The 12,642-nt window shown below is 71.3% G+C and carries 13 protein-coding genes; 10 read left to right on the top strand and 3 right to left on the bottom strand.

The features are described 5' to 3' along the window. Window positions 1-161: 161 nt before the first annotated feature. On the top strand, window positions 162-500 hold the full coding sequence (locus ACZ6RT_RS29285) for a cupin domain-containing protein (RefSeq protein WP_399187239.1): 339 nt from the start codon (window positions 162-164) through the stop codon (window positions 498-500). A gap of 233 nt (window positions 501-733) precedes the next feature. On the opposite strand, the gene ACZ6RT_RS29280 is transcribed toward ACZ6RT_RS29285, so the two are convergent. Continuing rightward, complete coding sequence (locus ACZ6RT_RS29280) at window positions 734-1,150, bottom strand: murein hydrolase activator EnvC family protein (protein ID WP_470157220.1); 417 nt, start codon at window positions 1,148-1,150, stop codon at window positions 734-736. 184 nt (window positions 1,151-1,334) lie between these two features. Between ACZ6RT_RS29280 and ACZ6RT_RS29275 the strand changes: the two genes are divergently transcribed. Further along, window positions 1,335-1,748, top strand: a complete 414-nt coding sequence (locus ACZ6RT_RS29275) for a hypothetical protein (RefSeq protein ID WP_470157219.1) — start codon at window positions 1,335-1,337, stop codon at window positions 1,746-1,748. After that, complete coding sequence (locus tag ACZ6RT_RS29270) at window positions 1,726-3,228, top strand: CoA transferase (protein ID WP_470157218.1); 1,503 nt, start codon at window positions 1,726-1,728, stop codon at window positions 3,226-3,228. The genes ACZ6RT_RS29275 and ACZ6RT_RS29270 overlap by 23 nt, the downstream gene beginning before the upstream one ends. A gap of 154 nt (window positions 3,229-3,382) precedes the next feature. Here the strand turns inward: ACZ6RT_RS29270 and ACZ6RT_RS29265 are convergent, their stop codons facing one another. Further along, window positions 3,383-4,684: an MFS transporter gene (locus ACZ6RT_RS29265; RefSeq protein WP_470157217.1), complete on the bottom strand. Its 1,302-nt coding sequence runs from the start codon at window positions 4,682-4,684 to the stop codon at window positions 3,383-3,385. A gap of 68 nt (window positions 4,685-4,752) precedes the next feature. Between ACZ6RT_RS29265 and ACZ6RT_RS29260 the strand changes: the two genes are divergently transcribed. The 6 genes from ACZ6RT_RS29260 to ACZ6RT_RS29235 all read left to right on the top strand — a co-directional run bounded on the left by ACZ6RT_RS29260 (window position 4,753) and on the right by ACZ6RT_RS29235 (window position 10,208). Continuing rightward, window positions 4,753-5,361: an ArsR/SmtB family transcription factor gene (locus ACZ6RT_RS29260; protein WP_399187235.1), complete on the top strand. Its 609-nt coding sequence runs from the start codon at window positions 4,753-4,755 to the stop codon at window positions 5,359-5,361. 392 nt (window positions 5,362-5,753) lie between these two features. Then, window positions 5,754-6,746 carry a 30S ribosomal protein S2 gene (gene rpsB, locus ACZ6RT_RS29255; protein WP_470157216.1) on the top strand — a complete coding sequence of 331 codons (993 nt, stop codon included), beginning with the start codon at window positions 5,754-5,756 and terminating at the stop codon, window positions 6,744-6,746. Window positions 6,747-6,860: 114 nt separating this feature from the next. Beyond that, complete coding sequence (gene tsf / locus ACZ6RT_RS29250) at window positions 6,861-7,694, top strand: translation elongation factor Ts (RefSeq protein WP_399187233.1); 834 nt, start codon at window positions 6,861-6,863, stop codon at window positions 7,692-7,694. 61 nt (window positions 7,695-7,755) lie between these two features. Further along, complete coding sequence (gene pyrH / locus ACZ6RT_RS29245) at window positions 7,756-8,523, top strand: UMP kinase (protein ID WP_399187232.1); 768 nt, start codon at window positions 7,756-7,758, stop codon at window positions 8,521-8,523. A 202-nt stretch (window positions 8,524-8,725) separates the two neighbouring features. Then, the gene (frr, locus tag ACZ6RT_RS29240; protein ID WP_470157215.1) at window positions 8,726-9,283 is read left to right on the top strand and encodes a ribosome recycling factor; all 558 of its coding nucleotides are present in this window, start codon (window positions 8,726-8,728) and stop codon (window positions 9,281-9,283) included. 82 nt (window positions 9,284-9,365) lie between these two features. After that, window positions 9,366-10,208: a phosphatidate cytidylyltransferase gene (locus ACZ6RT_RS29235; protein ID WP_470157214.1), complete on the top strand. Its 843-nt coding sequence runs from the start codon at window positions 9,366-9,368 to the stop codon at window positions 10,206-10,208. 137 nt (window positions 10,209-10,345) lie between these two features. On the opposite strand, the gene ACZ6RT_RS29230 is transcribed toward ACZ6RT_RS29235, so the two are convergent. Beyond that, the gene (locus ACZ6RT_RS29230) at window positions 10,346-11,428 is read right to left on the bottom strand and encodes a suppressor of fused domain protein (protein WP_470157213.1); all 1,083 of its coding nucleotides are present in this window, start codon (window positions 11,426-11,428) and stop codon (window positions 10,346-10,348) included. A gap of 72 nt (window positions 11,429-11,500) precedes the next feature. Here ACZ6RT_RS29230 and rlmN point away from each other — a divergent pair, with 72 nt between their 5' ends. Continuing rightward, complete coding sequence (gene rlmN / locus ACZ6RT_RS29225; RefSeq protein WP_399187229.1) at window positions 11,501-12,625, top strand: dual-specificity RNA methyltransferase RlmN; 1,125 nt, start codon at window positions 11,501-11,503, stop codon at window positions 12,623-12,625. Window positions 12,626-12,642 lie beyond the last annotated feature (17 nt).

Raw genomic sequence — 12,642 nt, 5'->3', positions numbered from 1 at the left:
ACGCTGACGGGTGGGGCAGGCTGTTTGGTCGAGCAGGTTGTCCGGTCGAACACGCTGCCGGGTCGAACACGCTGCCGGGGCGGGCAGGTCGCCTGGTCGATCACCCCGCCCGGTCGGGCACGCCGCGATGGCCGGAGGTGGGCTGTGACTATGCTTCCGCCATGCAGATCATCGAAGGCGCGGGGACATGGGCGCCACCCGCCGCCGGAGCGGTCAACGACTGGGTGGAGCAGCTGAGGACACCGGATCTGTCGGTGGGAACGTACTGCATTCCCGTCGGCGGGATCGACGACCAGAGTCCGCATACCGAGGACGAGATCTACGTGGTCACCGCGGGGCGTGCCAAGATCGTGACACCCGGCGGTACGGCCGAGGTGGGCCCCGGTGCGGTGATCTTTGTGCCGGCGGGTGAGGAGCACCGGTTCGACGAGGTGACCGAGGACCTGGCGCTGCTGGTGGTGTTCGGTCCGGCGTACGGCTCCCGCGCGCCGGGCCGGTAAGGCACCACGCCTCGATCGACCTTTGCGCTCCATCAGATCGGTGAACCCTGGTGGCCGCGTGCGGCGGTACTGCCCAGAGACGTGCCCGTGCCCGTGCTGTGCCCGTGCCCGTGCTGTGCCCGTGCCCGTGCTGTGCCCGGTGCCTGGCAGGCCGGGCATCGGGAGACGCGGTCGACCCTTTCCCTGATAGGGGTGATCGCTCGGACACGAGGTCGTCCGGTGTCGCTCTCCGGTCACGGCTGTACGCCGGGAGGGGGCGAGGACGGGGGCGGGGTGGTGGGCCGGAGGGGGAGCAGGCGGACCTGGCCGTGGCCGAGGAGGAGCAGGGGGTCGAGGTAGGCGCGGCCTCTGAGCAGACCCCAGTGCAGGCAGGTGGCGGCACAGTGACCCGGGACGTCCTCGAGAACACCGATCACGTCCCCGGCGTCGACCGTCTGCCCGCGTCTCACCGTGGGCCGGACCGGCAGGTAGGTCGTTCGCAGGCCGGAACGGTGGAGCACGGTCACCACCCCCCGCCCGGCGAGCCGTCCCGCGTAACCGATCGTCCCCTCTCCCGCGGCGTACACCTCGGCCCCGGGGGAGGCGACGAGATCGACGCCCCGGTGGCCCGCCAGCCACGGTCGCGGCGGTGGCGCGAACCCGCGAGGCATCCGTGGCCGCCCGGCGAGCGGCCACCTCCAGGGTAAGGCGGAGCCCCGATCCGGACGCGTCGTTCTCGCCGAGCCCGTTCCCGCTAAGGGCATTGTTCTTACCGGGGCCGTTCCCGCTGAGGGCGTTGTTCCTACCGGGGCCGTTCCCGCTGAAGGCATTGTTCTCACTGCGGCCGCTCCTGCCGTGAGCGTTGTTCTCGCCGGGGGCGTCCCCACCGAGGGCGTCGTCCTTGCCGGCCCCGTTCCTGCCTTAGGCGTCGTTCCCGGCGCGTTCGTTGCCAGCCGGGAGGGGGCCGCCTCCGAAGTGGCGACATGGCCGGTCGTTCGCATGCCGGGCCGGGAGGTCGGCAGGTGGACGCCGGCCGGCACCGACTCCACCACCGATGCCGACGCCACCACCGGCGCCGATGCCACCACCGATGCCGGCGCCGATGCCGATGCCGGGACCAGTGGGCACAGCAGGATCGGCAGCCCCAGAGCGTGGACGGATCTCATGGATGTGAGCATGGGGATCCCACAGCAGGACGACGGCGCCGAACGCGATTCTGTGGACAGGCCGCCGGAAGGAGGGGCACGTGGTCGAAGACCATGTTCGTGAGCTGGCCGCGGAGCTGGGGATCACGCTGCCGCCGCTCCGGGTGAGCGGGAGCGACCCGGTGCTGCCCTCGGTCTTCCGGGTGGGGACGGCCGCTGCCATCGCGGTCGGAGCCGCCACCGCGGCGGTCGCGGCGTTCCGGGGTGACGGGAGCGAGGCCGCGGTGGACGTGCGGGAGGCGGCGGTGGCCTTCCGGGACGAGCGTCATCTCAGGATCGACGGGGCACCCGTGGATCTGTGGGCTCCCCTGTCGGGCGACTACCGGACCGCGGACGGCTGGGTCCGGCTGCACTGCAATTTCGATCACCATCGCGATGCCGCCCTTATGGCGCTGGACCTACCGGCCGGTGCGGACGTGGACGCCGTCATCCGCGCCTGCGCAGGTCGCGGCGCCGTCGAGATCGAGGAGGCGGTGACCAGAGCGGGAGGATGTGCCGCGGCCATGCGCGACCGCGCCGAGTGGCGGCGGCACCCGCAGTCCCGGGCGGTGGCCGCGTCACCGCTCGTCCGGTTGACCCGCATCGATGGCCCCGACGGCCTCGATGGCCCCGACGGCTCTGATGACCCCGACGGCTCTGATGACCCCGACCGCCCTGACGGCCCTGACCGCTCCGTCGGCTCCGTCGGCTCCGTCGGCTCTGACGGCTCTGACGGCTTCGAGGCGAGAGGTGGAATCGAGGCGAGGGGCGGGACGGACGCGTGGCCTGGGGCCGGGGGCGAGCGGGCGCTGGAAGGGGTCCGGGTGCTCGACCTGACGAGGGTGCTCTCCGGTCCCTACGCCACGCGTGTGCTGTCCTCGCACGGGGCCCGGGTGCTCCGGGTCGGGGCCGGACACCTTCCCGAGGTGCCCGGGGCGGTGATCGGCTCCGCGTTCGGCAAGCGCTCCTGTCACCTGGACCTCAGGACGCGACAGGGAAGGGCCGGGTTACGCGCCCTGGTGGCCGGGGCGGACGTGTTCGTGCAGTCGTACCGGCCGGGGGCGCTGGAAGCGCTCGGGTTCGGTCCCCGGGAACTGGCGGCGATCAGGCCCGGGATCGTGTGCGTGGACATCTCGGCGTACGGCGGGCACGGGCCGTGGGCGGGCAGGCGGGGGTTCGACAGCCTGGTGCAGATGGCCTGTGGTATCGCCCACGAGGGCGGTGACGGCTCGCGGCCGTGTCCGCTGCCCGCCCAGGTCCTCGATCACGCCACCGGCCATCTGGCGGCCTTCGGCGCGGTGGCCGGGCTGCTTCGCCGGTCCGCCGAGGGCGGCTCTTGGAGGGTGGAGCTCTCCCTGGCCCGTACCGCGCACTGGCTGGACGGTCTCGGCCGCCTCGACGGCGCGGCGACACCGGAGCCGGACGTCACCGATCTGCTCCAGGAGACGGAGAGCGCCTTCGGGCGCCTCACCCACCTCCGGCCCCCGGGTACGGTCGGCGGAAGGTCGCCGTACTGGTCGAGCCCGCCTCCCCGGCAGGGAGAGCACCCGCCCGCCTGGTGGTGAGCCGGCCGTGGTGAGCCGGCCGTGGTCCGCCGGCCGCGATCCGCCGGTCCTTCGGGTCGGCCCGGGTTCGGCAGGTCGCGCCCACCCGCGGAGGAACCCGGAAGAACCCGGGGGAAACCGAGGAATCCAGAGGAAAACGGAGGATCCCGAAGGATCACGGCGTACGCGCCGCGGAGAAGTGGCGGAGCGGGGAGAGCAGGATCCAGCCGGTCGCGGTCAGCACTCCGGCCGCGGAGATCCAGAACACCGGGCGCAGCCCCAGCAGCTCGCCGGCCAGGCCGCCACCGAGACCGCCCAGGGTGACGACGCCCTGGATCATGAACGACTGCGTGGCGTTGACCCGGCCGCGCAGCTCGGCGGGGGCCTCGCGCAGGGTGATGGTGCCCATGCAGATGGAGAAGGCCACGACGCCGAGGCCGGAGATCACCGCGCTGACGGCCAGGAACAGAAAACTGCGCCAGGGCGGCCCCGAGACCAGGGCGGTGGTCGCGAAGTCGATCGGGAAGAGCAGCGCGGCACAGGTCACGACGGCGTTCTCGCCGAACCTCCTGGTCAGCCGCGGTACGACGGCCGCGCCCAGCAGGCCGCCGACGCCGAAGCAGACGGTGACCGCTCCGATCAGCCCTGCCGGCAGGTGCACCACGGTGAGGGCGTAGATCACGAACAGCGCCATGAACGCGCCGCCGAAGAAGTTGATCGTGACCCCGGCGCCGCAGAGCGCGCGCAGCACCGGGTTACGGGCCACCGCGCCCAGACCCTCGCGGATCTCGGTCCACATGCCGCGCGGGGGAGCCGGGACGTGGTTCTCCGGTGCCGCGATCGACCGGATCAGGAACGCCGAGGCCAGGAACGAGAGCGCGTCGACCAGGAGCGCGAACGGCGCGGTGATCAGCTGGACGAGCAGGCCGGCCAGGCCGGGGCCGCCGACGGTGGCCACCGCGAAGGCGGACTGGAAGCCCGCGAGCGCCTCGGTCCGCCGGCTCTCGGGCACCACCGTGGTCAGGTGCGGGAAGGCGGCCGCCCTGAAGATCGCCGAGCAGGTGCCGACGACGAACGCCACCGCGACCAGCCAGGGGACGGTCAGCATGCCCACGGCCCAGGCCGCCGGAACGGTCGCCATGGCGAGCGCGGAGACCAGGTCGCAGCCGACCATGACCGGGCGGTGCCGTCTCAGCCGGTCGGCGAGGGCTCCGGCCTGGAGGCCGAACAGCAGGTGGGGCAGCGAGGTCGCGGCGGTGAGCGCGCCCATCTGGGCGGGGGAGGCGCCCAGCAGGGCGGCGGCGGTCAGCGGCACCGCCAGCCGGGAGATCTCGGTGCCCGTCTCGGTGACGGCGCGGGCGGTGAACAGCAGCCGGTAGTCGCGCTGCCTCCTGAGCGGTACGGGACGGCCGGCGGGGGGCACGGGGTCCTCCGGGCTCCGGGAGGCCCGCCGGAAAGTCTGAAGGAAATGCTTCATATGTGTGAAGGTAATCCTTCACACATATGAAGACAACCCTTCACATCTGGAGTGGGTACGGTCTGCACATGACCGAGGTGCCGAAGCGCAAGTCCCTCACCGATCCCACGGCGATGCGCGCGCTGGCGCATCCCGCGCGGCTCGCGATCCTGAACCGCCTCCAGGCCGAGGGACCCTGCACCGCGACCGAGATGGCCGAGGTGGTCGGGGTCACGCCCAGCGCGGCCAGCTACCACCTGCGGATGCTCGCCAAGTACGGCTTCGTCGAGGACGCGCCCGACCGCGGTGACGGCAGGGAGCGCCTGTGGCGCTCCAGCGGGTCGGGCCTGAGCGTCAGCCCCGACCCCGAGGACGGCCCGGACGTCCGGGCCGCCAAGGAGTTCCTGATCAAGGCGTTCCGGGACCAGGCGGCGGACGAGGCCACCCGGGGGCTGGAGGCCCTGGAGCGGGAGTCCAGGCAGTGGCGGGAGGCCGCGATGTTCAACCGGGCGATCCTGCTGGTGGACGCCGAGGAGCTGAGGTGGCTGAACGAGCGGATCGACGAGCTGCTCGCCCCCTACAAGACCACGGTCAGGGACCGGGCGGACGCCCCCGCCGGGGCCAGGGTCGCCGAGGCTCAGGTCAGCCTCTTCCCGCGCGCCCGGCGGCGCCCGCACGGCATCCCCAGGGACGCCTGACCCTGCCCACGCGGCACGCGCGGTATGTCCGGCGGTGCCCGGGTCCGTCGTGCGCCTCCCGGAGGGCCCCGCACCCGCGCGCGCGGCCTTTCCGGGTCGTCCGGGGCCCGAACGGCCTGTTCCGGGGACCGGGCCCGCCCGGGTGTCACCCGCGGGGGGGCCGGACCGGCCCGGAGGTCACGGGTCGGGGGGAGGCCCGGTTACGGGTACACTTTTTGGTGGCCTGTGAGTCACGGGCCGACTTCGCATGCCCCGTCGAGAACCGCGGTCCCTTCGGTCCGGGTGAGAGCCCGGCCGGGTCCGGTGCGGGGCATCAGGGCGACGGCCGCTGGTCGTCGCGTCCAACCGAGAACAGCGCCCAGCGATGGGCGCCCCGACCTGGAGGACAATCAATGTCCACCCCCGTCGTCACCATGCGACAGCTGCTCGAGAGCGGCGTGCACTTCGGCCACCAGACGCGCCGCTGGAACCCGAAGATGAAGCGCTTCATCTTCACCGAGCGCAACGGCATCTACATCATCGACCTGCAGAAGTCGCTGGCCTTCATCGACCGGGCCTACGACTTCGTCAAGGAGACCGTCGCGCACGGCGGCACGATCATGTTCATCGGCACGAAGAAGCAGGCGCAGGAGGCCATCGCCGAGCAGGCCGCCCGCGTCGGGATGCCGTACGTCAACCAGCGCTGGCTGGGTGGCATGCTGACCAACTTCTCCACCGTGCACAAGAGGCTCCAGCGCCTGAAGGAGCTGGAGGAACTCGACTTCGACAACGTGGCCGCCTCGGGGCTCACGAAGAAGGAGCTCCTCATGCGCCGCCGCGAGAAGGAGAAGCTGGAGCGCACCCTGGGCGGCATCCGCGACATGTCCCGGATCCCCAGCGCGGTGTGGATCGTCGACACCAAGAAGGAGCACATCGGGATCAGTGAGGCTCGCAAGCTTCACATCCCGGTCGTGGCCATTCTCGACACCAACTGCGACCCCGACGAGGTCGACTACCCGATCCCGGGTAACGACGACGCCATCCGCGCCGTCGGCCTGCTGACCCGCGTCGTCGCCGACGCCGTCGCCGCCGGTCTCATGGCACGCGCCGGCGCCAACCGCGGCGGCGACGACAAGCCGGCCGTCGCCGGTGGCGCCGAGCCGCTGGCCGAGTGGGAGCAGGAGCTGCTGACCCGCAGCGACGAGACCGCCGCCCCCGCCGAGACGGCCCCGGCCGCCGAGGGCGACGGCACCGAGAACGCAGTGAACGCCGAGGAGGCCGACGCTCCCGCGGAGACCGCCGAGGCCCCCGCCGAGACGGCCCCGGCCGCCGAGGGCGACGGCACCGGGAACAGCGAGAACGCAGTGAACGCCGAGAACGGCGAGAACACCGAGAAGCAGGCCTAGTTCCTCCTCGTACGGTCCTGTGCGGCCGTACGACCCGCACGACCCTTCCGGGTGGGTGCCCGCCCAGTCGGGGGCACCCACCCGATCCACGACGATTCCCACGAGGAAAAGACAATGGCTTCCGTGAACATGGCCGACGTCAAGCGGCTTCGTGAGCTGACCGCCGCCGGCATGATGGACTGCAAGAAGGCTCTCGAGGAGTCCGAGGGTGACTTCGACCGCGCGGTCGAACTCCTCCGTCTCAAGGGGGCCAAGGACGTCGGCAAGCGTGAGGCCCGTACCGCCTCCAACGGCCTGGTCGCCCTCAAGCAGGACGGCGACTCCGCCGCGGCGCTGCTGGAGCTCAACTGCGAGACCGACTTCGTCGCCAAGGGCGAGCGGTTCCAGGAGCTCGCGGCCCAGGTCGTGACGCACGTCCTGGCCTCCAGGCCGGCCGACGTGCCCTCGCTGCTCGAGTCCGACCTGGACGGCAGGAGCGTCAAGGCGCACCTGGACGAGGCCAACGCCGCGCTCGGCGAGAAGATCGAGATCCGCAGGTTCGCCGTGCTCGAGGGCGGCTTCATCGGCTCGTACATGCACAAGACCGACCCCCAGCTCCCCCCGGCGGTCGGCGTGCTCGTGCAGCTCGACACCGCCAACGCCGACGTCGCCAAGGACATCGCGCAGCACGCCGCGGCGATGGCCCCCAAGTACCTCAGCCCCGCCGAGGTCCCGGCCGACGTCGTCGAGAAGGAGCGGGCGCTCTTCGAGGAGATGACCCGCGACGAGGGCAAGCCCGAGGCCGCCATCGGCAAGATCGTCGATGGCCGGATCAACGGCTGGTACAAGGACTTCACGCTCCTTGAGCAGTCCTTCGTCAAGGACAACAAGAAGTCCGTGGCGAAGTTCGCGGACGAGAACGGTGTCAAGGTCCAGGCCTTCGTCCGTTTCAAGGTCGGCCAGGCCTAGTCCCTGACCGGTCCCTGACATCCGCTCTTCACGCAGAGCACCGAACGAGGAGGCCGCCGTCGTGCAGGAGAATCCAGGACCCGCTACGCCGGCGGTTTCTTCGTATCCGGACCCGCTCCGCTGGAAGCGGGTGATGTTGAAGCTGTCCGGTGAGGCGTTCGCCGGCGGCGAGCCGCTGGGCATCGACCCCGGCGTCGTCGGGCACCTCGCCGACTCGATCGCCGAGGCCGTACGCGGCGGCGTGCAGGTCTCGGTGGTCGTGGGCGGCGGGAACATGTTCCGCGGCGCGGCCATGGCCGAGCGCGGCATGGACCGGGCCAGGGCCGACTACATGGGCATGCTCGGCACGGTCATCAACTGCCTGGCCCTCCAGGACTTCCTGGAGAAGCGGGGCGTCGACACCCGCGTCCAGACCGCGATCACCATGCAGCAGGTCGCCGAGCCGTTCCTGCCCCGCCGGGCCATCCGCCACCTGGAGAAGGGCCGCGTGGTCATCTTCGGGGCGGGGCTCGGCTCGCCGTTCTTCTCCACCGACACCTGCGCCGCGCAGCGGGCGCTGGAGATCGGTGCCGAGGCGCTGCTCAAGGGCACCCAGGTGGACGGCGTCTACGACGACGACCCCCGCAAGAACCCCGACGCCGTCCGGTTCGATCACCTCGAATACGGTGAGGTGCTGACCCGCGGTCTCGGGGTCATGGACGCCACCGCCATCAGCCTGTGCATGGACAACAACCTTCCCATCGTGGTCTTCGACCTCATGGGTGAGGGCAACATCCTGCGCGCGGTGCGCGGTGAGAAGATCGGGACGCTGGTGAGCCCGGCGCACTAGCGCGGGAGCGAGCCCCGGGGCGGGCGGAGCGGACGTGAGCCCGACGCGCCCCGGTGGTGATCGAGCGAGAAGACAGGATGCGAACCTGACGCAGCGAGCGGAGTGGTACGCGAGCCATGGCGGCCCCGGGCGGGCCACCGCGGTGATGGCGTCCCGCGAAGTGCGTGAGGATGGGGAGTGACCGAGAAGACAGGGAGCCGCTGTGATCGACGAAACCCTCCTCGAAGCCGAGGAAAAGATGGACAAGGCCGTTTCGGTGGCGAAGGACGACTTCGCGGCCATCCGCACGGGCCGTGTCACCCCGTCGATGTTCAACAAGATCAGCGCTGAGTACTACGGGACGCCCACCCCCATTCAGCAGCTTGCCTCGTTCCACGTGCCCGAGGCGCGCATGGTCATCATCCAGCCCTTCGACAAGGGCTCGATGGCCGCGATCGAGAAGGCGATCCGCAACTCCGACCTGGGGGTGAACCCCGGCAACGACGGAGCCGTGATCCGGGTGGCCTTCCCCGAGCTGTCGGAGGAGCGCCGCAGGGAGTACATCAAGGTCGCCAGGAACAAGGCGGAGCAGTCCAAGGTCTCGATCCGCAACATCCGTCGCAGCGCGAAGGAGACCCTGGACAAGATGATCAAGGAAGGCGAGGCCGGTGAGGACGAGGTGCGCCGCGCGGAGAAGGAGCTCGACGACCTCACCCAGAAGCACGTCGCCAAGATCGATGAGCTGCTCAAGCACAAGGAAGCCGAACTTCTCGAGGTCTGAGTCCTGATCCTTGTCCCGCGCGGGCCGCCCGTGCGGGACAGGGATTTTGTGCGTGTAGGAAAGTAGGACCCCTGTGGAACCCGTGGCGGGCAGTAGCCGTACCGGCCGGAACCTTCCCGTCGCCGTGGCGGTGGGGCTCGCTCTGGCTGCGGTCATCATCCTCTCCCTCTACTTCGTAAAGGTGCTCTTCCTTGCAGTGGTGATCGCGGCGGTGGGCATCGGCGTGACCGAGCTGGTGCGGTCGTTCGAGGTCCGGGGCATCAAGGTGCCGCTGATCCCGGTGCTGGCCGGCATGGCCGCCATGCTGGCCGGTGCGTACTGGGGCTCTGAGCTGACCGGTTCGTCCTGGGGCGGGGCCACCTGGCTGGTCGGCGTCTTCGCGATGACCGTGCTGGTGCTGATGATCTGGCGGATGTTCAAGGGCACCGAGAACTACGTCCGCGACATCACCGCGACGATCCTGGTCGTCGTCTATCCCTCGCTGCTCGCCGGGTTCGTCGCGCTGCTCCTCGCCGACCCGGACGACGGTCCGGGACGGGTGGTGGTCTTCATCGCCACCACGGCCGCGAGCGACATCGGCGGCTACTTCGCCGGGATATCGCTGGGCCGCCACCCGATGGCGCGGGTGATCAGTCCCAAGAAGACCTGGGAGGGCTTCGCCGGTTCGGCGCTGGCCTGCATGGCGGTGGGCGGCTGGCTGGTGGCGTGGCTGCTGCAGGAGGAGATCTGGAAGGGCGTCCTGATCGGCGCGGTGATCGTGGTCTTCGCCACCCTGGGTGACCTGGTCGAGTCGGTGATCAAACGCGATCTCGGCGTCAAGGACATGGGAAGCGTGCTGCCCGGCCACGGCGGCATGATGGACCGCCTCGACTCCATGGTGGCGGCGCTGATCCCGGTCTGGGTGCTGCTCACCCTGCTGGCCTGAGCCCGCCCGCGCCACCGGCCGGGCCGCACCACCCGTCACGGACCGCGCCGTCCGTCCCCGCCGTCCCGCGCTCCGCTCCGCAGGCCGTGCCGGTACGGCCCGGGCAGGGTACGGCCTACGGAGCGGAGGACGGACGGTCAGCCGTCGCCGGTCAGCCGGGTCGCGGAGAGCCGGGGGAGCACCGCCCGGTGGCCCCGTGCCGAGACCAGGTCCAGCTCGCCGGGGGTGAGGGGGACGAGCCAGAGCCACTGGACGGAGTCCCCGCCGAACGAGAAGCCCGACAGGTCGGGCAGACCGGGCAGGCCGGTCAGCATGATGACGCCGCCGTAGGCGGGGCCGAGCGGGAAGGTCTCGGGCCGGTGGTACCAGCGGGCGGTGTGGCCGTGGCCCAGCCAGGTGACCGAGTGCCAGGGGTACTGTCCCAGCCACAGGAAGAGCCGGGCGGCGTCGCGGGCGTCCCCGGGGGTGGCGACGGCGAGCTCCACCCGGGCGCAGGCGTCGGGCCGGTCGATGTACTGCTCCACGGTGGGCATCCGCTGGCAGCTCATCCCGACCGTGGACAGGATCGTGTGGTCCCTGCTCCCCTCGGGTGGCCGTTCGGTGATGCCCACGGTCGGCAACCGCTCGCCCGCGGCGTCCCAGAACCTGCCTGCGGGACCGACCGCGCGGTCCAGGTGACCCATCACGAACTGCTGGAAGGTGGCCCAGGCGCCGTCGCCCCGGCGCCACTCCCAGTAGGAGCGGGCCTGGGCGATCCGGGGGGCCAGGCCGTCCTGGGCCTCCCGCAGGGGCCAGGCGAACGGGGACTCGCCCACCGCGTCCCGGGAGTAGCCGGGCATCCCCCTGCTCATGTCCGCCCAGCCCGGAATGACCGCGAGCAGATCGTCGTTCTCGTACAGGGCGACGCCGTCGCCCTCCTCGAACCACAGGGCCCGCAGGGTGCCCAGGGGGCCTCTGCCGCCGGGGTGCCGGGTGTCGGCCCGGGGCACGACCGGGGGCAGTTCGGAGGTCAGGCGGGCCGGGTCGATCGTGTCCGGTGCCGGGCCGTGGTTGGCCAGCCAGACGGCTCCGTGCACCGTTCCCTGTGACCCGCACAGGTAAGCTACCGAGGAAGTCTCGTCGCGTTCGACCACCAGGGTGCGGCTCCCGTAGGGATTGACGTCGGTGAGTATGACCTCGACGCCGTCTCCCCGCTCTCCCGTAGAGCGGTTTGTCGCCATATCTTCGGACTTTAGATCACGGTCGGGCACCGCTTCGAGTATTCGCGTAACCGTCGAGAGAAGGCGTTGGACTTGTCGAGTGTCAGCCCGCCCGGGACCCCCGTACCCGGCCAGCTCACCTTCGTGGCGCCGCGCCGGGCCAAGCCCGCCCGCCACCTGGCCGACCTGACCATGGCCGAGCGCCGGGCGGCCGTCGCCGAGCTGGGCGAGAAGCCGTTCCGCGCCGACCAGCTCTCCCGGCACTACTTCGAGAGGCTCACCGGCGACCCGGAGCTGATGACGGACCTGCCTGCCGCGGCCAGGGAGAAGCTCGCCGAGGCGTTCTTCCCCACGCTGCTGACCCCGGTCCGGGAGATGACCACCGACGCCGGCACCACCCGCAAGACGCTGTGGCGGCTCTTCGACGGCGCGCTGGTCGAGTCGGTCCTGATGCGCTACACCGACCGGACGACCATGTGCGTCTCGTCGCAGGCGGGCTGCGGCATGAACTGCCCGTTCTGTGCCACCGGGCAGGCGGGCCTGACCCGCAACATGACCACCGCCGAGATCGTCGAGCAGGTCGTCGCCGGTGCGCGGGCCCTCGCGGCCGGTGAGGTCCCGGGCGGTCCCGGGCGGGTCAGCAACGTGGTCTTCATGGGCATGGGCGAGCCGCTGGCCAACTACAAGGCGGTGATCGGCGCCGTCCGCCGGCTGGTCGAGCCCGCCCCCGACGGCCTGGGCATCTCCGCCCGCGGCGTGACCGTCTCCACGGTCGGCCTGGTCCCGGCGATCGGCAAGCTCGCCGCGGAGGGCCTGCCGGTCACGCTGGCGCTCTCGCTGCACGCCCCCGACGACGAACTGCGCGACACCCTGGTGCCGATCAACACCCGCTGGAAGGTCGCCGAGGTCCTGGACGCGGCCTGGGACTACGCCGCCAGGACCAAGCGCCGCGTCTCCATCGAGTACGCGCTGATCAAGGACATCAACGACCAGGAGTGGCGGGCCGACCTGCTCGGCAAGCTGATCAAGAACAAGCTGGTGCACGTCAACCTGATCCCGCTCAACCCGACCCCGGGCTCCAAGTGGACGGCCTCCCGCCCGGAGGACGAGCGGGCCTTCGTCCGGCGCCTGGAGTTCCACGGGGTGCCGGTGACGGTCCGCGACACCCGGGGCCGTGAGATCGACGGTGCCTGCGGCCAGCTCGCCGCCGCCGAGTAGCCCCCGCGTCGCCGGGC

The sequence above is a fragment of the Streptosporangium sp. NPDC050148 genome (genome assembly GCF_055586505.1).
Note: the sequence above shows the minus strand (reverse complement) of the source record. Positions and strands in the feature narration are given on the sequence as shown.